Here is a 22818-nt window from a genome sequence, read left to right on the forward strand (position 1 = left end):
GGTCACGACCACTGCCAGGTCGAGCCGCGCCGGAGGAAGCTGTCGCAGCCGGTCTCCTGGAACAGCTCGCGCTGGACCTCGTTCGCGCGGCGCACGGCCTCCTTGAGATCGACCTGGACCGGCTGACCCCGGCGCATCACGGTGCGGCCGCGCACGACGACCCGGTCGATGGAGTCGGGGGCGGGCCCGCCGGACCAGACGAGGTTGGCCAGCAGCGCCCCATCGGGAGCGGCGGTCGGCTCGGTCGACAGGTCGATGACGAGCAGGTCGGCCTCCTTGCCCACCTCGAGCGACCCGATCCGGTCGCCGAGGCCGAGCGCCCGGGCACCGCCGATGGTGCCGAGCTCGAGCGCCTCCTCCGCGCTGCCGAACAGCAGTTCGTCGCCGAAGTGGCCCTTGTCGCCCCGGACGAGCTTGCGCGCGCTGTCACCGATGCGCTGGGCCATGAGGTAGGACCGCATCCCGAGCCAGAAGTTGTGGCCGTAGGAGACCACCGGGCCGTCGAGACCGAGACCGACGGTGACCCCCGCGTCCAGGTACCGACGCGAGTCGAAGGTGACCATGCCGAGGATGAGCTCCATGTCCGGCACGAGGGAGACACTGGCGCCGGCGCGAGCCAGCAGCTCGGCCTCGCCCGGCCGGATGTTCTGGGCGTGGATGCCGATGACGTGCTTGTCGAGCATGCCCTCCGAGTGCAGCCACTCGAAGGAGCCGCCGGCCCAGCCACGCACGTCCTTGAGGTAGGCGCCGTCCATCATCGAGGGTGCGTGGATGTCGAACTGCTTGTCGTTGTCGAGGGTCCACTTGTACAGCGCACGCAGGTCGGACTCGCTGACGTAGGTGATGCCGATGGTGCTCGCCGTCACCGACATCGTGTCCGAGTCGTAGGCCGCGGCGAGCCGGTCGGTTTCGCTGAGCGCGGTCTCGATGTCCTCGCGCAACTCCTCCGGCACCGCGAGCGGGTCGTTGACGAGCAGGCGCGCGGCGCGGGCGCGGATGCCCGCGTCGGTCAGGGCGCGCAGCACGCCGTCCATCGAGCGCTTGTTCGCGTGGGTGAAGTGGTCGTCGGTCGTCGTGGTCACGCCCGAGCGCAGCAGGTCGAGCGTCGGCGTCATCGCCGACCAGTAGGACCGCTCCTCGTCGCAGGCACCGGTCATCGGGTAGTAGAACCCGAAGAGCCGCTCCTGGAATCTCGTCCCCTCGGCCATGCTGCGGATGCAGCCCTGGACGAGGTGCGTGTGCGTGTTGACGAGCCCGGGCATGACGAGGTGGTCGTCCCCGCCCCAGGTCTCGCGCGGCTGATAGGGGGCCGGCCCGGTGCCGACACCGACGATGGCGCCGTCGGTGACGGCGACCCAGCCGTCGGAGAGGACGCGCCGGTCGGTGTCCATGGTGATGATCCGGCCCCGGATCAGGACGTCACACGGTGATGGCTCGTTCATGTGGGGACCTTCCTCTGGCGCCACGGCGGCGCCGTCCGGTGACGGACGACGCGATCCGCGGTCGCAGGACGGGAATCAGGCTTGGTCGAACTGTCCTGGGTAGTGGCACGCGACGAGCAGGCCGTCCCGCCGAGGCGTCAGGCGCAGCTCGTCGGTGCGGCAGTCGGGGCGCGCGATCGGGCAACGCGGCGCGAAGCCGCAGGCGGACGCCGGGTCGACGTCGCCGGCATCCCCGCGCAGCGGGATCTCGGGGCGGCGCTCTTCGGTTTCCAGTTGCGGGACGGCACTGAGCAGGGCCGCCGTGTAGGGGTGCAGGGGGTCGGTGAGCAGGCTGCTCGCCGGCCCGGCCTCGACGACGCGGCCGAGGTACATCACGGCGACGCGGTCGCAGAGGTGCCGGATGACGCTGATGTCGTGGGAGACGAGCACGGCCGTCAGCCCGAGATCCTTCTTCAGGTCCTGCAGCAGGTTGATGATCTGCGCCTGGACCGACAGGTCGAGACCGGACATCGGCTCGTCCATGACGACGACCTTGGGCTGGACGACGAGCGCCCGGCAGATGCCGACGCGCTGGCGCTGGCCGCCGGAGAGCTCGTGCGGGTAGCGGGACTCGATGCTCGGCATGAGGCCGCACTCGGCCATGTACTCCCGGATCCGCTTGGCGCGCTGCGCTTTCGAAAGGCCGGTGAGCCGCTTGAGCGGCTCCTCGATGATCTGCCAGACGGTGCGCCGGGGGTTGAGCGAGCCGAAGGTGTCCTGGAAGACGTACTGGACGAAGGTGTGGTCGACGCCGCCGCGCCGGTGCGTGAGCTCCCTGCCGTCGGCGTAGCGGATGAGGCCGTCGGACGGCTGGTCGAGCCCGGCGAGAATCCGTGCCGTCGTCGACTTGCCGCAGCCGGACTCGCCGACGATGCCGAGGGTCTCGCCGAACGCGAGCTGGAGGTCGACGCCGTCGACCGCCTTGGTGACGTGCCCACCGCCGGCGAACACGCGGCGCAGCCCCTCGACTCTGATGGCCGGGACGCCGGGTTCGGCGGGGGCCGGGGGCAGCAAGATCGACACGCCGGACTTCCGGACGGGATCGCTCGGCACGGGCGCGGCGAAGGGGTGGATGCAGCGTACGAGGCGGTCCTCGGACGCGTCCGGCGCCGGCACGAGCACCGGGTTGGCCACGCCGCACTCGGCCGTCGCGACCGCGCAGCGCGGCTGGAACCGGCAGCCGCCGGGGAACTTGAACAGCTCCGGCGGCCCGCCGGAGATGGCGTTGAGCTTCATGCCGGGACGGCCGTTCTCCGGTCGCGCGTCGAGCAGGGCCCGGGTGTACGGGTGGGCCGGCGCGGCGAGCACCTCCTCCGTGGGCCCGCTCTCGACGACGTTGCCGGCGTACATGACGACGACGCGGTCGCTGTAACCGGCGACGACGCCCAGGTCGTGGGTGATCAGCAGCACGCCCATCCCCCAGGACACGGCGGCCTCGCGGACGAGGCGCAGGATCTGGGCCTGGACGGTCACGTCGAGTCCGGTTGTCGGCTCGTCGGCGATGAGCACCTTGGGCTCGTTGGCGAGCGCCATTGCGATCATGACTCGCTGCTGGGTGCCACCGGACAGCTCGTGGGGGTACTGGTCGATCCGCTGTCTGGGGTTGACGATGCCGACGTCGCCGAGCAGGCGCAGGGTCCGCTCGCGCACGGCTTCCCTGGACAGCTTGCGGTGGACCGTCATGGCCTCGCCGATCTGCTGCCCGACCGTGTGGAACGGGTTGAGCGCGGTCATCGGGTCCTGGAAGATCATCCCGATGTCGCCGCCACGCACCCGGCGCAGGTCGGCGGGCTTGAGATCGGTGAGGTCCCGCCCCTCGAGCAGCACGCTGCCGCGGGCGAGCCGCACGGGGTTCCGGATCAGCTGGAGCACCGAGAGCGCGGACAGGGACTTGCCTGACCCCGTCTCGCCGACGATGGCCACGATCTCTCCGGCGGCGACGTCGAAGTCGATGCCCGTGACGGCGTCGGTCTGGCGTTTGCCCTTGGTGATCGTCACGGTGACGTCGCGCACCGCGAGCAGGGGCGCGTTCGGGGTGGCAGTCATCGGGTCCTCGGGTTCAGCGTCGTGCGGAGCGTCCGGCCCAGCACGGTCGCGCAGAGCACCGTGACGGTGATGGCAACGGCGGGCATGAACGCGTACCACGGGTTCTGGATGAGGAAGGCGCGTCCGGAGGCGAACAGCTGGCCCCAGTCGGAGGCCGGGGGCTGCACGCCGAGGCCGAGGAAGCTGAGGCCGCTCACGAGCAGGAGCACCGTCGCGACCGCGAACGTCCACAGGACGAGCACGGACGACATGACGTTGGGCAGGATGTGCTGGAAGGTGATGCTGAGGGTCGACCCGCCGCTGCCGCGCGCCGCGAGGACGAAGTCGGCCTGCCGGAGGGTGAGCACCGCGCTGCGCACGACGCGGGCGAAGTGCACCCACCCGAAGATCGACAGCACGACCAGCAGCGAGCTGATGCTGTTGCCCTGGGACGTGATGACGACGAGGGCGAGGACGATGTTGGGGAACGCGAGCTGCACGTCGCAGAGCCAGTCGACGACCGGCCCGATCCACCGGCGGTTCATGCCGCCGACGAGTCCGAGCACGGTGCCGACGACGGCACTGATCGTGGCCGCACCGAAGGCCAGGGCGAGCGCCGTCCGGGCGCCGAAGATGAGCCGTGAGAGCAGGTCGCGGCCGAGCTCGTCGGTGCCGAGCAGATGGTCGCTGCTACCGCCGGCCCACACCGGCTTGAGCAGCGACTTCGCCGGGTTCAGCTGTCCGGGGTCGTAGGGCGCGACCTGGCCGGCCAGCAGGGACACCACGACGATGCCGAGCAGCACGACGAGGCTGAGCACGCCGGCCTTGGAGCGCAGGAACGAGCGCAGCAGTGTCCGTGACGGGTCGCGGCGCTCGGGAACGGACAGGCCGGCGGGCGTTGCCGCGGCCGTCGGGACCTCGGCCGCGTCGATGCGGTCGGCCGGACCCGGCACGCCGGCCGGTTGCGGTGGCTGAGCCATGGTCAGCGCCCCTTTCGGATCCGCGGGTCGAGCTGGCGGTAGGCGATGTCGATGACGAGGTTGACGAGCACGACGAGGACGGCCGCGACGAAGGTCGCCGCGCCGACGACGGGGTAGTCGCGGTTGGAGACGCCGGAGATGAGCACGTGTCCGAGACCGGGCCAGACGAAGATGAACTCGACGACGACGCCTCCGGAGAGCATCCCGGCGAAGTCGACGCCGAGGACGGTGATGAGGCTGTTGAGCACCGGTCGGATCGCATGACGGGTCACGAGCCGGGCGGGCGGGACGCCCTTGGACAGCGCGGTGCGGACGAAGTCTTCCTGCATGCTGTCGGCCAGGCCCGCCCGGGTCACCTCGAGGATGCGGGAGATGGGGTGGATGGCGAGGACGAGGATCGGCAGGATTATCGCCCGTGGGTCCGAGGCGAAGCCGGCCGTCGCCAGTGTGGGCACCCAGCGCAGCTGGACGCCGAACAGGTAGACGAGCAGGACCGCGACGGCGAAGACGGGGATGGCCTGGCCGCCCACGACGATGACGTCCATCAGCTTGTCGTAGATCCGGCTGCGGGCGAGCGCGGCGATCATGCCGAGCGGGATGCCGATGAGCGGCGCGAGCGCGAGCGCGGCCAGAATGAGGCCGAGGGTGGCGGGCAGCCGGTGCAGCACTTCCGCCATCGCGTCGCTGTTGAGCCGGTACGAGTCGCCGAAGTCGAACAGGAACGCCCGGGAGACGAACTCCCAGTACTGCGTCATGATCGGCCGGTCGAGCCCGAGGCCGGTGCGGATCCGCGCGAGGTCGGCAGGTGTCGCGTCCTGCCCGGCGAGGGCCTTCGCCGGGTCACCGGCGATCCGGAGCAGGACGAACAGGAGCGTGAGGACGCCGACGGCGACCAGGACGAGCCGCACGACACTGCGCACCGCGAAGCGGACGACGCCATGCGAGAGGAGCCGGGACCAGACAGGGGCCTGAGGGGCCCGGTCACCGCCACGGGTCGTCGCGGGGGCGGTGCCCGTGGGCGCGACGTTCAGAGTCATGCGATCAGCCTTTCCGTCGCTACGGGCACGGGCGTCGGGAGTCGTCGATGGGGTTCACGGACAGACGGACGAGCAGCTCCGCGAGCCAGTCCGGCCGCGCGATCATCACGTCGTGAGGGCTGTCGACGACATGCGTGGACCACCCCTCGCCGGACCGGACACGGGAGAGGTACGGACGGTCCGGGGACTCCCCTGGCCGGCCGCACAGGACGTAGTCCTTGGGCAGGTCGAGCGGCCACCCGCCGGGCAGGCGGACCGGGTCGGTCACGCACCGCAGGGGCTGAGGGGTGACGCTGCCGGCGATCCAGGCGTTGTCCGCCGGGGAGAGCCGGTCGTCGGGCCCGCCGGCGATGGGGATGATGTCGGTGTCTCCGTGCCGCCTCGCCCGGGCCCGGATCGCGTCGCCCTTCGGGTGCACGTCCGCCCCGCTCTCGCCGTCCTCGACGACGGGACCGTCGAGGAGGACGACCCGCGCGACATGCTCGGCCTTGGCCCCGACGACGCCCGCGACGACGACCGCGCCGTAGCTGTGGCCGACGAGACATACCGCGGCCGGAGCCTGCCGGGCCACGACGGCGCGGACGTCGTCGACGTGCGTCTGCAGGCCGACCTCGGGACCGAGCAGGTGCGCGCGGTCCGCGAGTCCGGTCAGCGTCGGCGCTTCCCACTCCACCCCCGCCGCGTCGAGCAGCGGGGTCAGGCGCTGCCAGCACCAGGCTCCGCGGCCGGCGCCGTGGACGAGCACGACCCTCAGGCGATTCACGGCACCTCCATCAGTCGGAACGGCGTTCCGCACAACGTAATCCAGAGCTACTGGGCGGTCAATGCTTTTCGTCGCCCCCGGTCGCGGCGATCAGCCGGGCCACCGCGGCCGGACGCTCGACGTGCGGCCAGTGCCCACAGCCCGCCAGATGGGCGCGCCGGACGCCACCCTCCCGAGCGCCAGGCACTCCTGAGCTGTTCACTGCCGCCCAGCCGGGGTCGCCGAAGATGCCGAGGGTGTGCAGCGACGAGTCTCGGGAGGGCTCCCTGGACCACTCCAGCACCGAGGACAGCGCCTCGGCCATGGCCGACGGGTCGAGCTGTCCGGTCACCGCGGACAGACCCAGTTGTTCCCGCTTCATGTTCACGCTTTCGGAACGGCGTTCCGCGTCAGCGAGATCGATGGGCCCTATGGATGCTTCGACCCAGGCCCACGACGTCTCCACGGTGACGACACGGGTGACGAGCGCCGGTTCGAGCCGGGCCGCGGCGAGCGCGACGGCGCCACCGAGGCTGTGGCCGACGAGGAGGGCCGGCCCGCGGTCCAGTGCGCGCACGAGGTCGAGCACGCACCGCGCCATCGCCTCGATCCCGTAGGCCGGACCGAGCGCCGCCCCCGTGCGCGGGTGGCCCGGCAGCCCGGGGACGACGACGTCGTGCCGGCCCGCGAGCTCGAGGGCGAGCGGCCGCAGGTCCTCTCCGGCGCAGGCCCAGCCGTGGAGCAGTACCGCGAGCGGCCCCTCTCTGGGGTACCGGTCGTACGCGAGTACAGCGGACACGGCGCTCGTCAGTGCCCGGCCGGTTGCGCCGGCGGCAGGTCGACGTAGACCTGCATCGAGGCGTTGACGCGACAGACCATGCAGTAGAAGGAGGTGAGGATGATGAGTTCGGCCGTCTCCCTGACCCCGAGGCGCGACTGGCACTCCCGCACGAGCGGCTCCGGGGCCCCACCGCCGACGACCGCCGCGGCGAGGTCGCAGGCGAGGCGCTCGTCGGCGTCGAGCCGATCCGTCTCGCCGGAGGCCGCCGCGCGGAGCACCTGTGCGTCCACCCCGGCAGCGGCGGCCAGCCGCTCGTGCGACGCGGCCACCCGCCCGTTGCCGTGCAGCCGCGCGACGGTGATGATCGCCGGCTCCGTGAGCCGCGGTGCGACCGCCAGCTCACGGCGCAGCCGACGGAGCAGGTCGATCCAGCCCGACAGGGCCGTCGGCGCGTTCGCGAGGATGGAGAACAGCTCGGAGACGTGCCCGAACAGCTCGCGGGACTTCTCGTAGGCCTCCATCGTCTCCGGGTCCTGTGTGGACTCGGGGACCGCGGTGAACAGCGCCGACGACCCGCCGGAAGGCATCGAGGTCATGCGGTGATGTAGAGCCGGTCGTAGTACTGCTCGGTCTGGACGTCGCACTGGACCAGGCCCTTGAGGTTCTTCGCCGCGGCGTCCACCCAGACGTCGGCGCAGGCGAACAGGAAGCAGGACTCCTCGTGGAAGATCTCGGTCACCTTGGCGAGGATCGCCTGACGCTTGGCCGGGTCCTGCTCACCGAGCTGCTCCTTGTAGAGCTTGTCGAACTCGGGGTTGTTCATGTGGAACGAGCCGCTGTCGGAGACGAACCGGCTGTAGGCCCGCGCGGCGTCCATGTAGGGGCGCGTGAACAGACCGAAGTGGTAGATGTCGGGACGCTGCTTGGTGTTGTAGAAGTACTCGAGCTGCAGCGCGGTGTCGGTCAGCGCGGTGAACTCGACCTTGATGCCGAGCTTGCTGATCGACGACTGCATCCACTCGCCGATGAGACGGCGCACCGAGCCCGTGCCCGCGAAGGCGGAGGCCATCGTGATGGTGAAGCGCGTGCCGTCGGCCTTCACGGGGTAGCCCGCCTCGTCGAGCATGGCCTTGGCCTTCGCGACGTCGTACGGGTAGTCCTTCACGGTTTCCGTGTAGCCCGGCAGGCCCTTGCCGATGAGCTGGCCGTCGTCGGCGACGGTGCGGTCCTGCAGGACGGACTTGACGAGCTCTTCCTTGTTGAGCGCGTACTGGATCGCCTGGCGGACCCGCTTGTCACCCATCGGTCCGGTCTTGGGCTTGCCCTTGTTGTCGACGGAGTCCATGAAGGCACCGAGGTCGTTGCCCTTGGTCAGCTGGACGAGCGTCGCGCCCGCGTTCTTGAGCGTCGGCAGGTTGTTGAGCGGCTGGATGTTGATGTAGTGCACGTCCCCGGCGAGGAGCGAGTTCAGCTGCGTGCCGGCGTCGGTGACCTGCAGGAAGGTGATCTTCTCGAGGGTCGGCTTGCGCCACGTCGTGTCGCCGGCCTTCTTCACGACGGCCTTGTCCGAGGCGTACGACTCGAACTTGTAGGGGCCTGTGCCGATCGGAGCCTTGGCGAACGCGGCGTCACGCGCCTTCTGGTCCGTCCCGAGGCCTTCGTAGTACTTCTTCGGCAGGATGGCGACCTGAGCGAGGCGCTTGAGGATGAGCACGTCCGGGGTCTTGGTGACCAGCTCGACGGTCTTGTCGTCGACGATGCGCGCGCTCGCCATCGTCGAGAAGTGCGTGGCGATGCCGTAGCCCTGGGTCGCGGCCCGCTGGAAGCTGAAGACGACGTCCTCGGCCGTCATCGGCGTGCCGTCATGGAACTTGACGCCCTGACGCAGGGTGAACTGCCAGGTCTTGGGGTCGACCTGCTTCCACTCCGTCGCGAGGAACGGGCGGGGCTCGCCGGTGCTGGGGTGGGTGTCGATGAGCGATTCGTAGATGTCGAATCGCCGGGCGCCACCGCTGACGACGACCATCGGGTCGATGGACGAGGGCAGGTTCGACACGGCGATGGTCGCGTTCTGGGTCGCGGCCAGCTTCACGCCGGCCGGGGGCGTGTCGCCCGGCGCACCGTCGGGCGAGAGCGCCTTGATGTCGTCACCGGCGCCGGACGCGGCGTCGTCGACACTGCCGCAAGCGGCGAGGGCGAGGGATGCGGCACCGGACAGCCCGAGGAGCAACGCGCTCCTTCGGCTGAGCCGAGCCGGGGGGAAGTCGTTCATTCTGTCCTCCGATGAGGAGATGGCCCGGTTCAGCAGCCGGGAAGGAAGGTGGTGTCTCAAAAGGACTGCGAGAGCCGGTCGCGGGAATGGTGCTCCGGTCCGCCGGGCGGGGGATCGACCGCTCGTGTTTCATCTGTCGGAACTGTTTTCCTCTAGATGAGATTATGAAGCCGCCGAAGCGATGTCAACGGCCGTCAAGACCATGGCTTGAAGGGCAGCGGCCACCCCCTCGGGAGGTGCCGTCGACACCTCCCGAGGCGGCCCGTTCGGGCCTCAGCCGGCCGGCCGCACCCCGTTGTGCAGGCGGGCTCGAATGAGGTCAAACGCGTATGTGGTGGGATCGACCACCCAGCTGCCGGACCAGGGCGAAGGCCCGGTCGCGACAGCGCTGCACCCGTTGAGGACGATGGTGACGCCGGCCCGGGCGCGCTCGCGCACGACCTGACCCATGGCGTTCGACCATTCCTCTCCGTGGAACACCTTTTCAACTTCGAGGTTGAGGATGTCGGTCCCTCTGAAGCCCTCGGCAAGGCCGTAGCCACGCAGTCGCGCCTCGAGCTCGGCCGCGATCGTCTCGTTGCGGGTCACCGCCGAGAACGGCCTGCCGAGCCCGTACAGACCCGAGGCGATGAGGCGGAGCAGGCCGAGGACAGGAATGTCACAGTCGGCACCGGCCTCCACGCCGGGGTCGAGGACGCAGTCCGGCACGACGACGTCGTAGCGCGCCGGGTCCAGACCCGCCGCGACGGCGGTGATGTGCGCCGTCGCGGCCTCGATGTCCTCCGGCCGGTCGAGACCGACCGGCGCCTCGGGAGGCAGACCGACGAGATCCACGTCGAGGTCCGTCCCGCCGAGCTCGCGCAGCCGCTCCGCCCGGGCCGCGGTGACCGGCTCGGAGAGGTGGATCGGCGAGATCATGCAGATGCGCAGCGGCACCGCTTCGACGCCTTCCATCACAGCTCCAGGGCCGACGGGACGCCCGCGACGACGAGGCCGGCGACCTCGGCCCGGTTGATCTTGGCGCTCGAGTTGCGGGGCATCTCGTCGATGAGCAACAGCCGCGTCAGTGCGGCCGGGAACTCGGCGACGGCGGCCCCGATGGCGGCCCGCTGCTCGGCGACATCGCCCTTGAAGTGGACGACGACGGCCATGTAATCCGCGGGAAGCTCGCCGCCGGCGGACTGCCCGTCCGTCCGCAGGCCGATCACGACGGAGTCGAGCACCCCGGGGATCTCACCGAGGATCCCCTCGATCTCATACGGGTAGACGTACGCGCCGTTGAGGACGAAGGCGTCCTTCCAGCGACCGAGGATCTGCAGGTTGCCCCGCTCGTCCCAGCGACCGACATCACCGGTGTAGAACCACCCGTCGACCGCCGCGCCGACGTTGGACGTGGCCGTCTGGTGGAGCTCGGACGCCAGAACGTAGCCGGGCGAGATGCCCGGGCCGCTCGCCCGGACCTCCCCGGCGCCGCGCGTGTCGCCGCGAGCGTCCTGCCGGGGCGCGATGTCGACGGTGCTCAGCGGTGCGGGACGCCCGACCGAGGACGAGTCACCGTACTCCGGCATCGAGGACGTGAGGATCGCGAGCGTGCTGGTCTCGGTGAGGCCGTAGCTGTTGACGACCTCACCTCGTCCCTCGGCGAGCTCGCCGAGGCGGCGCAGCGTCGCGCGCGGTGTCCGCTGGCCCGTCGCGACGAGGACCCGCAGGCCCTTGTCGAGCAGGCGCTCGGCCGCGCCGGAATCGAGCATCGCCCGCCAGGCGGGCGCCTGCAGCGGCAGGACGGTGACGCCGTCCTGACTGTTGCGCTCGATCGAGGCGATGGAGACGTCGTCGAGGGCGATCGTCGTGCCACCCATGAGCGTCATGCCCCGCAGGGCACCGACGGAGACGTTGATGTTCGTCGGGCTGGCGGCGAGCCACCGCTCCGAGTGGCGCAGCCGCATGCACAGTGAGCGGTTGACCGCGTCCCAGTAGTCCGCCCCGACGGAGCGGACCATCCCCTTGGGCACGCCCGTCGTGCCCGTCGAGTACTGGATCCCGGACACCGTGTCGGGCGCCCGGAGGCCGACCCACTCGGTGTCGCCGTCCTGCCGCGCGACCTCGTCGTAGGTGTCGGTGCCGGGCTCCGTGAACCAGACAGGCGCCGAACCCATCGCCCGCCGGGCCGCCTCCAGCAGCTCCGGGCCGGTGAACAGCTCCTTGAGATCGAGGGCGCGCGCGGCGGCGTCGAGGTGGTTGTTCAGCGTGATGCCGAGCAGCACCGGCTGCAGGCCCGCCGCCTGCGCGGCGAGATAGAGCTCGAGGCCGAACGTGCCCTGGTAGTGGGCGATGCCGATGCGGTCGCCGGGCTTGCGGCCCCGCTCCCGGAAGCCGCCGACGAGACCGTCGAGACGTGTCCCGAGCTCTCCCCACGTCAGGGTGCGATGCGACGCGGTCGTCACGTCGCCGACGATGGCGGGGCTGCCGGCCAGCAGATTGATGTTCTGTTTGACCTTGAGAAGCAGATCGGTCATGGATCGCCTCCTGGATGTGGCTGAGTGTGATCGGAAAGGCACGGGCCGACGGGCTAGGCGAACGGCCGCGTGCGGTTGATGCTCGGGAGGACCTCGGCGATGACGCCCGCGTCGATCGCCGACTCCCAGATCGACGTGAGGGCCGCCTCCGCGCGGGCGCGGACGCCGTCGAGGTCGACGTCGAGGAAGGCGCCGTCCTGGATGAGGACCCGGCCGTCGACCATCTCGAACTGGACGTCACGCCCGTTGCCGTAGTAGACGAGCGACTGGACGACATCGAGCACCGGCGCGATCGACGGGTCGGTGACGGCGACGCCGATGAGGTCGGCCCGCGCGCCCTCCTTGATGACGCCGAGGTCGGGCCGGCGCAGGATCGAGGCGGCGCGGCTCGTCGCGAGGTCGAGGACCTCGGCGGCGGTCGGCCGGTGCGACTGGGCGACGGCGATCTTGCCGAGCATCGCGGCGAACTTCAGCTCCTCGACCATGTCGCAGTTGAAGCCGTCGGTGCCGAGCGCGATGGAGATGCCCGAGTCCTGGAAGGACACCGAAGGTGAGATGACGGCCTCCTTCGCCTTGCGCGAGGCGCAGTGGACGATGGTGATCCCGGAGTCGGCCGCGAGCTGGCGGTCCCCGTCCGGCAGGTACGTGCCGTGCGCGGCGATGAGCCGCTCGTTGGCCAGCTCGGCCCGCTGCAGGACCCGCAGCGGGGTCGTGCCGAAGCGCTCCTGCGTCGCGGCGAGCTCGCTCGGCGCCTGGCACAGGTGGGTCGTGACGAGGCAGTCGAGCCGCTTCGCCGCCACGCCGACCCCGGCCAGCACGCTGAACTCGTCGGTGTGCACAGCGGCCGGCCCGAGGACCATCGTGATCCGCCCGCCCGCCGCACCGTCCCACTCCCCGAACATCCGCTCGAGCTCCTCGAGCTCGGCCAGCTGGACCTCCTCCGAGGTGGTCTGCTTGCGGTCCTCCCGCCCGCCGGAGAGCTGGCCCAGGCGGGCGGTGACGTCGAGCGGGATCGTCGGGCCGGCGAAGGTCCGCACCCCGACGCGATCGGCGATGTGCAGGTAGCCCTCGATGTCGGTCGACGCGTGGTTGAGGATCGTCGTCGTCCCGGTCCGCATCATGCCGAGGACGTCCCACTCGATGACCGCGCGGAACTGCTCCCGCAGCTCGTCACGGTAGGCGTGCCGCCACAGCCGCGACAGCGGCACGTAGAACGGCATGCCCGTCGGCAGCTCGTAGTCCTCCGACACGGCCCGGCCGACGGGGCCGGCACCCGCGTGGGTGTGCATGTTGACCAGCCCCGGCAGCAGGACCTTGTCGGTCAGCTCGATCCGCCGGGCGTCGATGCCCTCGGCCTGGTCGGCCGGCAGGATCTGGGCGATCCTGTCGCCCTCGACGACCACCGCCGCACCCGTGCGCACCTCACCGCCACCGAGGTACACCCAGCGAGGGAAAATGACCGAACGTTCCACCATCGTCAACCGCCTTCCGGCCCCGTCGTGAGTTTTCGTTGTCGCTGATGCGCGCCCGCCGTGCGCCGGCGAGCGCGCGACGATGGCTGCGCTCAGCCCTTTTCCTGCCGCAGGACGAACACGTTGCCGTCGGGGTCCTTGAAGGTCGCCCACCAGCCGAAGCCGGCCAGGAACGGCTCGGAGACGAACTCGACGCCCTTGGCCTTGAGCTCCTCGTAGGTCTGGTGGATGTCGTCGCAGGTGAAGGTGATGCCCGAGTAGAACTCCACCTCGTCGAAGACCGGCCAGTGCAGGATCATCATTGAGTTGCGCGACGCGGGGGCCGTCTCCAACCAGCGACGCGGGGCGAAGTCGGGCATGACGACGTCGCTGACGACCTCCAGGCCGACCTGCTCGGTCCAGAAATTCGCCGACCGATCCTGGTCACGAACCTTGATGTTCACACCGCGGATTCCGGTGATCATGCGTGTTCCCTTCCGTTGTCGACCGATTCCGATACCCGTCGCCCGCTGGGCGCCGGGTCGCGTGGGCGAGGGTGCCCACGAAGCACTTCGAACACGACGGCCGTGTCGCTGGCGACGAGGCCGTCCGACAGGCCGTCGCGGTAGATGGCCCGGGCGGCGTCGAACAGGGGCGTCACGGTGCCCGCCTCGGCCGCGGCCGCCCCGATGATCTCGAGGTCCTTGGCGAAGACGTCCATGCGGATGCTCGCCGGCTCGTAGCGCCCCCGCACCATGTCGGGGCCGCGGACACCGAGCATCCGCGAGCCTCCCGCGCCGTCGCCGACGGCGGCGAGCACCTGCCACAGGTCGAGGCCGAGGTCCTGGGCGAACCCGAGCGCCTCGGCCGCGGCGACGTTGTGCACCGCGACGAGATGGTTCGCCACCAGCTTCATCAGGGTGCCGTTGCCGACCTTGCCGAGCTCGAAGTGGGCGCGCGTGAACGCCTCGACGAGGCTCCTGGCCCGTCCGACCGCTTCCGGTGCGCCGCTCACGTAGGCGACGAGGTCGCCGGCCCGGGCCTGGGCACCGGTTCCGCTCAACGGGCAGTCGAGCATCTCGACGCCCGCCCGGGCGAGGCGGGCCGCCCCGTCGAGCTTGGTGCGCAGATCCAGGGTGCTCGTCTCGACGACGACCGTCCCCGGGCGCGCGGCCTCGACGAGTCCACTGAGGACGGACTCGAAGGCCGTCGTGCTCGGCAGGGAGGTGAGCACGAGGTCGCAGGCGGCGACGAGCGAAGCGAGGTAGTCGTGCACCGTGCCCCCGGCGTCGGCGAACGCCCGGCGCCGATCTGCGTCGATGTCGTAGCCGTGGACCTCGAACGCCCCGCGGGCAAGGACGTTGCCCGCCATGGCCGAGCCCATGACCCCGAGCCCGACGAACCCGACGAGTGGCCGTCCGGTCGCGTCCATCACCGGCTCCCCTCGTCCGGGCTGTCATTCCCAGGTCGCACCCAGTTCCGCACGAGCCGCGCGAAGGGCTCGGCGAACTCGAGGGCACTGGCGTGTCGCGCCCCGGGGATGACGGCGCGGCGGGCGCCGGGGATCGACCGGGCGAGGTGGGCGGCGCCGTCGTGGAACATCGGCGCGTCGAGCTCGCCGTCGACGAGCAGGGTCGGCGCCGTGATCGTGCCGAGCCGCGAGGCGACGTCGGCCTCCGCGAGCGCCAGGCACGCGAGGGCGTAGCCGCGCGGGTCGATGTCCGCGAGGGCGCGCTTCACGTAGGCGACCTCGGCACCGTCGGCGGCGAGTGCCGCGGGGGTGAGCCACAGCTGCAACGTGGGCTCGACGAACGGCGTCACGCCCAGGCGTGCGGCGTCGGCGGCCCGGACCCGCCACCTCTCGCGCCAGTCCTCCGGGTAGAACGGCACGGTGGCCGCCACGACGAGGCTGGAGACGAGCCCGGGGTCGTGCGCCGCGAGCTCGAGGGCGACGAGGCCGCCGAGGGACAACCCCACGACGTGGACACCCTGGTGGCCGAGGCCGCGCAGGTGTGTCGCGAGCGCGGCCGCGACGTCCGCAGTGCCGTAGGGGGCGTCGGGGACGGGGCAGCCGCCGTGCCCCGGAAGGTCGACGGAGTACACGCCGAGACCGTCGAGCGAGTCGGCGGCCCGCTCCCAGAAGTCGGCGCCGGCGCCGAGCGGGTGCAGCAGCACGACGGTCGGGCCGTGGCTCTCCCGCAGGGCGCGCCCGCGGACGACCACCCCGCTCACGACGAGCTCATCTCGACGGGCGGGCTGAGCGCGCCGGCGTCGGTCCGCGTCGCGTTCATCACCATGGCGAGGGTCGTGTAGTAGCCCGCACAGACGATGACGTCGATGAGGCCCTCCTCGCCGAGCACGTCGAGCGCCCGGTCGTACAGCTCGTCGGGGATGTCGTTGTCGGCGAGGACGCCGGCGACGACCGCGTAGCCCGTCGCCAACGGCTCCGCCAGCGGACCCGGCTCCCGGCCGGCCGCGATGTCCTCCACGACCTCCCGGGGGACGCCCGCGTCGAGGGCGAGCTGACAGTGGTAGCCCCACTCGAAGACCTGGTTCCGGGCGCGGGCCACCTGCAGGACGGCCATCTCGAGCACCGCCTTGGGCAGGATGGACCCGAACCGGAGGTGGGCGCCGACCTCCTGCAGCCGGACCATGGCGCCGGGGCTGCGCAGGAGGGGGACGAAGGGCCCGAAGAGCTCACCCCGGGGGCCGGCGGTGATCGCCGCGACAGCCTCCTGTTGCGCCGGCGTCAGTGCCGTCGCCGGCAACTGCGGCATCCGGTCACGCACCGCTGCCGTACCTCTCGACCAGGGGCATGACCTCGGTCGCCATGAGCTCCATCGACCGGCGCGCGAGCCCCTCGTCGACCCAGTCGAGGCCGGCGTAGACGAGCTCCCCGAAGGGTCCGGTCTGCTGCTCGAAGGCGACGAGCTGCTCGGCCACCTGCTCGGGCGTGCCGCAGATGACGAGGTCGTCGAGGACCCGGTCAAGGGTGATCGCCTCGTCCGGCTCACTGCGGTCGCGCTTGAACAGGCCCAGCCGCCCGAGCTTGGTCATCTTGCGCAGCATCTGCTCGTAGTAGAACCGGTAGGGGCTGTTCCGGTCGTCACGCCCGTAGGCGCGGGCCGCCTGCTCGGTGTCGGCGACGAAGACCGTCCGCGCGATCCGCCAGTCGGCCGTGTCCGCCTTGACCCCTACGGCCTCCTTGCCCTCGACGTACTTGCCCCAGTGCGTGGCCACCCACTGCGGCAGCAGGAAGTTGGCCGACAGGGGGTGGAAGTCCTTGCGGCCCATCTCCACGACGCCCTTGGAGAAGGGCGCGACGACGGTGCCGACGACCTCGGGGCGCGGGCTCTGCAGCGGCTTCGGCAGGACGCCAACACCGAGCGGAAGGTCCATCGACCGCCGCGTCGAGACGCTGTAGCGCCCGCTCCCGGACACGATGTCGTAGGGCGGCTCACCCTCCCAGATCTTGAGGATGACCTCGATGGCGTCGGCGAACATCGCGCCCCGGTCCTCGTCGAGGATGCCGAGCACCTCGGCGTCCGACGGCAGCGCCCCGGGGCTGATGCCGAAGATGAGCCGGCCGCCGGTCAGGTGGTCGAACATCGCCGCGTTGGCCGCGACGAGCGCCGGATGCTGGTGTGACAGGTTCGTCGTGCCGGTCGCGAGCTTGATCCGGGGAGCGTCGCCGACGAGCGTCGCGAGGAACAGCATCGAGTTGGTGATGTTCTCCAGCGTGTCCGTCAGGTGCTCACCGATGAAGGCGTCGTGGAATCCGAGCCGATCGGCGAGGATGACCGCCTCGCGGTCCTCGCGGAGCGTCTCCGCCCATGGACGTCCGGGGCGGTGCAGTGGCATCGCGAAGTATCCAAGTCTCACCGGCTCAGTCAATCCGCTGGTCAACCCCGGAACAATTACGGCTTCTCACAACCTGACCGGGCCGGGATGTGGGAAGCCGTGATTGCCCCGCTGCCGGCGCGGGAGGTTGACTCGGGACATGACCGTCGTTCGGACGCCAAACGTTGACCGCGACCATTTCCGCAACGTCGCCGGTCGCTTCGCCACCGGCGTCGCCGTCCTCACGTCACGAGGCGTCCAGGCCCGGGCCGGCATGACGGTGAGTGCGCTCACGTCACTGTCGCTCGACCCGCCGATGGTCCTGGTCTGCGTCAACCGTTCGGTGCCGACCGAGCGGACCGTCGCCGAGGCGGGCACCTTCTGCCTCAACATCCTCGCCGAGGGCCAGGAACAGCTCGCACTGCAGTTCGCCCGCCCGAGCGACGACAAGTTCACCGGGGTGCGCGTCCACGAAGGAGTCCTCGGCAATCCCGTCCTCACCGACGCCCTGGCCTCGATCGAGTGCGAGGTGTCGGACACGGTGCAGGCGGGCAGCCACAGCATCTTCATCGGCCGGGCGCGGGATGCCCAGGCGCGTGAGGGCCTGCCCCTGACGTACTTCCGCGGCGGGTTCGGCGGGCTCACGCTCGACCGCTTCAACCAGGTGTACCAGCGGCTGCGCGACATGATCCTCGCGCGGGAGATCGACGGGCACGACGACATCGACGTTCCGAAGCTGGCGCGGCGCCTCGACGTCGAGCCGGCCGCCGTCCTCGCCGGGCTGTCGACGCTGCGCCGTGAAGGGCTCATCATGTCGACGCGGCACGGCCATCGGGTCGCCCCCTTCACGGCCGACGACGCCGCGGAGGCGTTCGAGGCGCGCGCGATCATCGAGCAGGGGGTCGCCGACCTGACCGTCGGCTCCGTGTCCGAGGACGACCTGGTCGCCCTCGACCAGCACTGCGGCGAGCTGTCCCGGTTCATCCTCAACGACGAGTTCACCGATTTCGAGGCCTACCTCGAGGCCAACGACCGGTTCCACCGCTTCCTCATCGGGCTCTCGGGCAACCGGCGCGCCATCGCCCAGTACGAGGCGCTGGCCATGCCGACGATCATGGCGCACAGCTTCGGGATGACCCGGAAGAGCTCCTCGCAGTTCGTCGACGTCCACCAGCGGATCGTCAGCGGCTACCGCCAGCGTGACCTGACGGCGGTCAAGGCAGCGATCGGGCTCTACACCACGCTGGCGACCGAGCGGGCCCGGGAGCTGCTCACATCGCACGGCGGATCGGTGTAGCCGTCTCGTTCAGGCCGGCGAGCAGGTCGTGCAGGCGCAGCGCGAGCATGAGCTCGGCATGGCGGGACTGCAGGTCGTGACCGAGCAGCTCCTCGATACGGTGGACGCGGTTGCGCACGGTGTTCTCGTGCAGGTGCAGGGCTCTCGCGGTCGCGGCGTAGTTGCGCTCACGCAGCCAGACACACAGGGTCTCGCGCAGCACGTCGAGCCCGCTGCCGGTGCCGCTCAGGGTCGCGAGCTCCTCCTCGACCAGCTGGGCCGCGATGGGCAGGTCGTCGAGGAAGATCGCCTCGAGACGGACGTCGGCGTACTCGATGACCCCGTCACGGGCGAGCTGGTACCGCTGATGCTTCCCGGCGAACGCCCCTCGAATCCGGCGCAGCCGCCCCAACTGGCCGTAGGCGTGGCGTAGTCCCTCCAGGCCACGCGCGGGCGCGCTCACCTCGGCGGCGACACCGTGCTCGGCGAGCAGCCGGCGCAGCCCCGCCCGCGCCTCGGCGGTCCACGCCCGCCGGGCGAGGAACCGCACGTGGATGCCGTCCGGCTCCGTGTGGTGCAGGACGTCCGTCACGGCACAGGTCGCCTGAGCGCGGCGCACCCAGTCGGTGCTGCCGGCATCGGCACGCGACGCGACGGCGATGTGGTCGGCGTCGATGTCATAGCCGAGTCCGAGCAGTTCGAACTTGTCCGGGACGTGGTCGCTGTTGAGCAGGTCCTTGACGAGGCGGAAGCGGAGGTGGTCCCGCGACCGCTGCAGGCTCTCCTCGGTGAGCATGTGCTCGCGGGCCACCTGGGCCAGCGCCGCGTTCTGGTAGGCCATGACGAGCTCGGTGAGCAGGCGGGCGCCCTCGCAGCGGCGGGCAGGGTCCGCCTCGACGGCGTCGAGGCGGCCCACCCAGTCCCGCCACATGGTGAGGAACCCGACGCGGTAGGACAGGTGCAGGGATGCCTGCACGACGCGCCGCCGGGCCTGGACGACGGCGAGGCGCCGGGGCTGCACGAGGTCGAGCTCGTCGAGCTCGACCTCGCCCATCGCGACCCGGTGCAGGGTTCGCACGTTCTCCGTGACGCTCGCGGTCAGCGCGGCGACGAACTCCTCGTCGTCGCGCAGGTGATCGAACGCCGCGTCGAGGTCGACGGCCACGACCTCCGCGATGAGCTCGGCCGAGACGGCGGACCTGAGGGCCTCCCGCAGCCACACGGGCAGCGGCGGGGGGCAGGCGGACTCCGCGGACACGGCGATCAGCGCTCCTGCAAGGGCAGCAGGACGCTCGATCGGTGGTCACCGCCGCAATGGACGCGAACCCGCGCGGCGTCCCGCCGTTGCGGACGGTCGACCGGGTCGTCGTGCAGGAACGGCCCGCAGCCCTTCATGGCGTTCTTGAAGTTGGACATCGTCACCGCGTCCTCGAGCTCGGGGTTCTCGTAGTCCCGGCCGCCGATGGTCACCGCGAGCGTGTAGCCGGCGGGGACGACGATGCACGTCGGCCAGACCTCGACGTCGACCTCGTACACCTCGCCCGCCTCGACGGGAAGGGTGCGCGAGTGGGAGTGGATCGGCCGCCACGGGGTGGAGGCGGACTCGTCGAGCTCGCGATGGCTCAGGCGCAGCCACCCCATGCTGATCGGCGCGTTGGGGTCGACGGCACCGGCGAAGGTGACCTCCTTGCCGCCGGGGTCGAACAGCCGCACGGTGAGGAAGACGTCGGCGTCGTCCGAGTCGGTGGACACGAACAGCTTCGCCGAGACCGGGCCGGTGATCTCACGGTCCGCGTCGGTCGCCGGCAGCCGGAAGGTGACCTCCCGGCCACCGGAGAACTCGACGGATCCCGGTTCAGCGTCGTTCTGCTCGACGAACTGGAGCAGGTCGGGGTCGAGCTCGAGACGCCGCCATGCCGTCTCGGGCAGCGGCCACGCGGACGCGGCTCGCTCCTCGTAGGCTTCGCCGGGTGAGCGGACGAGCAGGCTCACGGGCGGGCGCCGGTCCCAGCCGTTGTCGACGCCCTTGAGGAAGTGGTCGAAGAACGCGAGCTGGATCTGCCGCCCGTAGTCCGTGTAGTAGGTCGTCCAGTGCTCCAGGCCGTGCATCTCGAGCCACTTCTGCGCGCTGCCGGCGCGCAGGAAGCCCTCGACGTTGCCGCGCAGGTGCAGCCCGGAGCCGCCCCAGTTCCCGGCGCTGAGCAACGGCACCTCGATGTTCTCCAGCACGCCGGAGCGCTCGCCGTGCCAGTCGTCGAGCAGCGGGTGAGAGCGGATGACGGTGCCGAAGTCGCACCGGTTCGCGGCGAGCTCCTCCTCGCTGAGCGTCTCGTCGCCGCAGACGTTGAGGCCGGTGATGGGGTTGACCGGGCCGCGGTCGCCGAGACCGTACTGGACGACCTTGATCTGCTTGTCGTACCAGTGCTCCCAGAACGTCGACAGGATGCCGCCGTGGTGGGACGCGTCGCGGTAGAAGTCGCTCGCGCCCTCCCAGATGCAGACCGCGGCGAGGCCGCGCGGCCGTTCCGCCGCGACCTGCCACTGGTTCATCCCGAAGTAGGACACGCCCGAGGTGCCGACCTTGCCGGTCGACCAGGGCTGGTCCGCCGCCCACTCGACGCACGCGACGAAGTCCTTCGTCTCGCGCGCGGAGAAGTGGTCGATGTAGCCGGGCGAGCGGCCGCAGCCCCGGGAGTCGACCCGCACGATGGCGTAACCGTGCGGCACCCACTTCTCCGGATCGACGACCTCCCAGTTCTGGTACGCGCAGGAGCTGCCCGCGGCGACGTCAGGGTGGTCGCCCGACAGCGACTCCCACGCCGTGGGGTAGCCCACCTGGAAGGGCAGCCCCTTGGCGTAGGGACCGTAGCTGAGGAGCACCGGGTAGCGTCCGGGCTCCTCCGGCAGGAACACGTCGGCGGCGAGCGGCAGGCCGTCGTCCATCGTGATGGTGACGTCCCACAGGATCCGCATGCCGTCGCGGACCTCCTTGATTCGGGCGGCGGTCTCGGTCACGGGCCTGCGAACCTCACTGCTCAGGAATGTGGACGATGAGGTCGACGCTGAGGGCGCAGCCCGGTACCTCCTGGAAGTCCCGTGGGACCTCGTAGAACCCGGCCGCGGGCAGCCCGTTCGTGAAGGGCTCGGGCCATGCCTGGAAGACGGTCGGCAGGTCCTCGAGGTCGGACAGGAACAGGTCGGCGCGGACCGCGTTCTCGATCGAGGTGCCGGCCGCCTCGCAGATCGCCGCCACGTCCTCGTGGATGCGCCGCACCTGGTCGACGATGTGGCGGCGGGTGTGCGGCAGGCTGCGGGCGAAGGCGCCGCCGGGCGCGCCGGAAGCGGTGCGTCCGAGCTGCGCGGACAGGAACAGCAGGGAGCCGCTGCGCACGGCCTGGGCCTGGTGCCCGATCGGCGCGAGCGCGTTGTCCGCGCGGATGATGTGGCGGTCGCCGCCGTGCCCGGGACGCGCGACGATGACGTAGATCTCGACGTTGCCGCCCTTGACCCCACCGATGCCGGAGACGGGGACGATGGTGCGCGCGGGCGGCTCGGTCGGCCAGTGCCTGGCCCAGACCTCGTCGATGGCGGGCAGCTGCCGGACGCCCTCGGGCGTGAGGTAGATGACGACCTTGACGACGTCACGCCAGTCCCCGCCGGCCGCCTCCATCGTGATGCGGATCTGGCGCAACGTCTCGTCGGTCTCCGCGGCGACCTGGTTGCCGTACCAGATGTGCTGTGGCACACGGGCGTTCGGGTGCAGGCCGGACTCGAAGTCGGTCGGGATGAAGCCCGCGCTGAACAGGTAGGGGCCTGACTCGACGCCGACCGAGTAGCCACCGAGCGGGCTGTGGACGTCGTGAGCGTAGGCGCGCTTCTCGATACCGGACCCGTCGAGCAACGAGATGAGCTGGATCTCGACGTGGGTGTCGGTGGCGACGAGGCGCTCGACGGGCAGCAGGCAGCTCGCCGGGCGGTCGGACAGGAGGAACTCGTCGCGGCCCTGGATGTACGAGTGCGCGACGAAGCGCCAGTCCTCCCAGTGGGTCTGGTATCGCGGCGTCCACCCCGGCTCCAGGTGCCCGTCGGTGTGGAAGGTCGGCTGCCACTGGTTGATGCACACGCCCTGCTCGAGGCTCGACCCGGCGACGGTGAGCGCGGAGTCGAGGCGGCGGTACACCTCACGGACCTGCTTCTTCACCGGGTGGCCGCTGTGCATCGGCAGGCCCGGTTCGACCTGCGCGGCCTCGGCGAGCCCTCCGTTGTCGAAGTCGGTGGCGCTCATCGAGGCGGTGAATGCGAACGGGCCGGCGGTGACGACCGGGCTGCTCGGGTACCAGTCAGGAAAGGACGCGTCGGGCACGTCGTGGACGACGCGGGGGCTGTTGTGGGTCATGGGCGAGGACTCCAGGGGTTG

The 22818-nt window shown here is 70.8% G+C and carries 20 protein-coding genes; 1 reads left to right on the plus strand and 19 read right to left on the minus strand.

Going from position 1 to position 22818, the window contains the following annotated elements; genetic code table 11:
- Nucleotides 1-2: 2 nt before the first annotated feature.
- From ABD332_RS45460 to ABD332_RS45535, 16 genes are all read right to left on the minus strand, one after another.
- Nucleotides 3-1442, minus strand: a complete 1440-nt coding sequence (locus tag ABD332_RS45460; protein WP_344510719.1) for an amidohydrolase family protein — start codon at nt 1440-1442, stop codon at nt 3-5.
- Nucleotides 1443-1517: 75 nt separating this feature from the next.
- Nucleotides 1518-3527, minus strand: a complete 2010-nt coding sequence (locus ABD332_RS45465) for a dipeptide ABC transporter ATP-binding protein (RefSeq protein WP_344510721.1) — start codon at nt 3525-3527, stop codon at nt 1518-1520.
- Nucleotides 3524-4486 carry an ABC transporter permease gene (locus ABD332_RS45470; RefSeq protein ID WP_344510723.1) on the minus strand — a complete coding sequence of 321 codons (963 nt, stop codon included), beginning with the start codon at nt 4484-4486 and terminating at the stop codon, nt 3524-3526. Before ABD332_RS45470 ends, ABD332_RS45465 begins: the two co-directional genes overlap by 4 nt.
- A gap of 2 nt (nt 4487-4488) precedes the next feature.
- Nucleotides 4489-5523, minus strand: coding sequence for an ABC transporter permease (locus ABD332_RS45475; protein ID WP_344510725.1), 1035 nt, complete (start codon nt 5521-5523; stop codon nt 4489-4491).
- A 19-nt stretch (nt 5524-5542) separates the two neighbouring features.
- Nucleotides 5543-6286, minus strand: coding sequence for an alpha/beta fold hydrolase (locus ABD332_RS45480; protein WP_344510727.1), 744 nt, complete (start codon nt 6284-6286; stop codon nt 5543-5545).
- A gap of 58 nt (nt 6287-6344) precedes the next feature.
- Nucleotides 6345-7064: an alpha/beta fold hydrolase gene (locus ABD332_RS45485; protein WP_344510729.1), complete on the minus strand. Its 720-nt coding sequence runs from the start codon at nt 7062-7064 to the stop codon at nt 6345-6347.
- 8 nt (nt 7065-7072) lie between these two features.
- The gene (locus ABD332_RS45490) at nt 7073-7642 is read right to left on the minus strand and encodes a carboxymuconolactone decarboxylase family protein (RefSeq protein ID WP_344510730.1); all 570 of its coding nucleotides are present in this window, start codon (nt 7640-7642) and stop codon (nt 7073-7075) included.
- Entirely contained in the window at nt 7639-9318 is a 1680-nt protein-coding gene (locus ABD332_RS45495; RefSeq protein ID WP_344510732.1) for an ABC transporter substrate-binding protein, read from the minus strand. The genes ABD332_RS45490 and ABD332_RS45495 overlap by 4 nt, the downstream gene beginning before the upstream one ends.
- Before the next feature lie 273 nt (nt 9319-9591).
- Entirely contained in the window at nt 9592-10272 is a 681-nt protein-coding gene (locus tag ABD332_RS45500) for an aspartate/glutamate racemase family protein (protein ID WP_344510734.1), read from the minus strand.
- A complete protein-coding gene (locus ABD332_RS45505) occupies nt 10272-11834 on the minus strand; it encodes a class I adenylate-forming enzyme family protein (RefSeq protein WP_344510736.1) in 1563 nt (520 codons plus the stop codon). Before ABD332_RS45505 ends, ABD332_RS45500 begins: the two co-directional genes overlap by 1 nt.
- Nucleotides 11835-11887: 53 nt before the next feature.
- Nucleotides 11888-13276: an amidohydrolase family protein gene (locus ABD332_RS45510; protein ID WP_344510738.1), complete on the minus strand. Its 1389-nt coding sequence runs from the start codon at nt 13274-13276 to the stop codon at nt 11888-11890.
- A 122-nt stretch (nt 13277-13398) separates the two neighbouring features.
- Nucleotides 13399-13770 (minus strand): VOC family protein, encoded by a 372-nt coding sequence (locus ABD332_RS45515; RefSeq protein ID WP_344510740.1) that lies wholly within the window; start codon nt 13768-13770, stop codon nt 13399-13401.
- A complete protein-coding gene (locus tag ABD332_RS45520; RefSeq protein ID WP_344510742.1) occupies nt 13767-14717 on the minus strand; it encodes an NAD(P)-dependent oxidoreductase in 951 nt (316 codons plus the stop codon). Before ABD332_RS45520 ends, ABD332_RS45515 begins: the two co-directional genes overlap by 4 nt.
- Nucleotides 14717-15517, minus strand: a complete 801-nt coding sequence (locus tag ABD332_RS45525; protein ID WP_344510744.1) for an alpha/beta fold hydrolase — start codon at nt 15515-15517, stop codon at nt 14717-14719. Before ABD332_RS45525 ends, ABD332_RS45520 begins: the two co-directional genes overlap by 1 nt.
- Complete coding sequence (locus ABD332_RS45530; RefSeq protein ID WP_344510746.1) at nt 15514-16074, minus strand: carboxymuconolactone decarboxylase family protein; 561 nt, start codon at nt 16072-16074, stop codon at nt 15514-15516. Before ABD332_RS45530 ends, ABD332_RS45525 begins: the two co-directional genes overlap by 4 nt.
- Nucleotides 16067-17167: an LLM class flavin-dependent oxidoreductase gene (locus ABD332_RS45535; RefSeq protein ID WP_344510748.1), complete on the minus strand. Its 1101-nt coding sequence runs from the start codon at nt 17165-17167 to the stop codon at nt 16067-16069. The genes ABD332_RS45530 and ABD332_RS45535 overlap by 8 nt, the downstream gene beginning before the upstream one ends.
- A gap of 118 nt (nt 17168-17285) precedes the next feature.
- On the opposite strand from ABD332_RS45535, the gene ABD332_RS45540 reads away from it, so the two are divergent.
- Nucleotides 17286-18422, plus strand: coding sequence for a flavin reductase (locus tag ABD332_RS45540; protein ID WP_344510750.1), 1137 nt, complete (start codon nt 17286-17288; stop codon nt 18420-18422).
- On the opposite strand, the gene ABD332_RS45545 is transcribed toward ABD332_RS45540, so the two are convergent.
- Genes ABD332_RS45545 through ABD332_RS45555 form a run of 3 tightly spaced genes read right to left on the minus strand, consistent with a single transcriptional unit; the run spans nt 18397 to nt 22797 of the window.
- Nucleotides 18397-19659 (minus strand): PucR family transcriptional regulator, encoded by a 1263-nt coding sequence (locus ABD332_RS45545; RefSeq protein ID WP_344510752.1) that lies wholly within the window; start codon nt 19657-19659, stop codon nt 18397-18399. The two genes, ABD332_RS45540 and ABD332_RS45545, sit on opposite strands and share 26 nt — an antisense overlap.
- Before the next feature lie 5 nt (nt 19660-19664).
- Entirely contained in the window at nt 19665-21416 is a 1752-nt protein-coding gene (locus tag ABD332_RS45550; protein ID WP_344510754.1) for a CocE/NonD family hydrolase, read from the minus strand.
- Between the two features lie 13 nt (nt 21417-21429).
- Nucleotides 21430-22797, minus strand: coding sequence for a RidA family protein (locus ABD332_RS45555; RefSeq protein WP_344510756.1), 1368 nt, complete (start codon nt 22795-22797; stop codon nt 21430-21432).
- Nucleotides 22798-22818: the final 21 nt, after the last annotated feature.

The sequence above is a fragment of the Dactylosporangium maewongense genome, assembly GCF_039531485.1.
Classification (GTDB): Bacteria; Actinomycetota; Actinomycetes; order Mycobacteriales; family Micromonosporaceae; genus Dactylosporangium; species Dactylosporangium maewongense.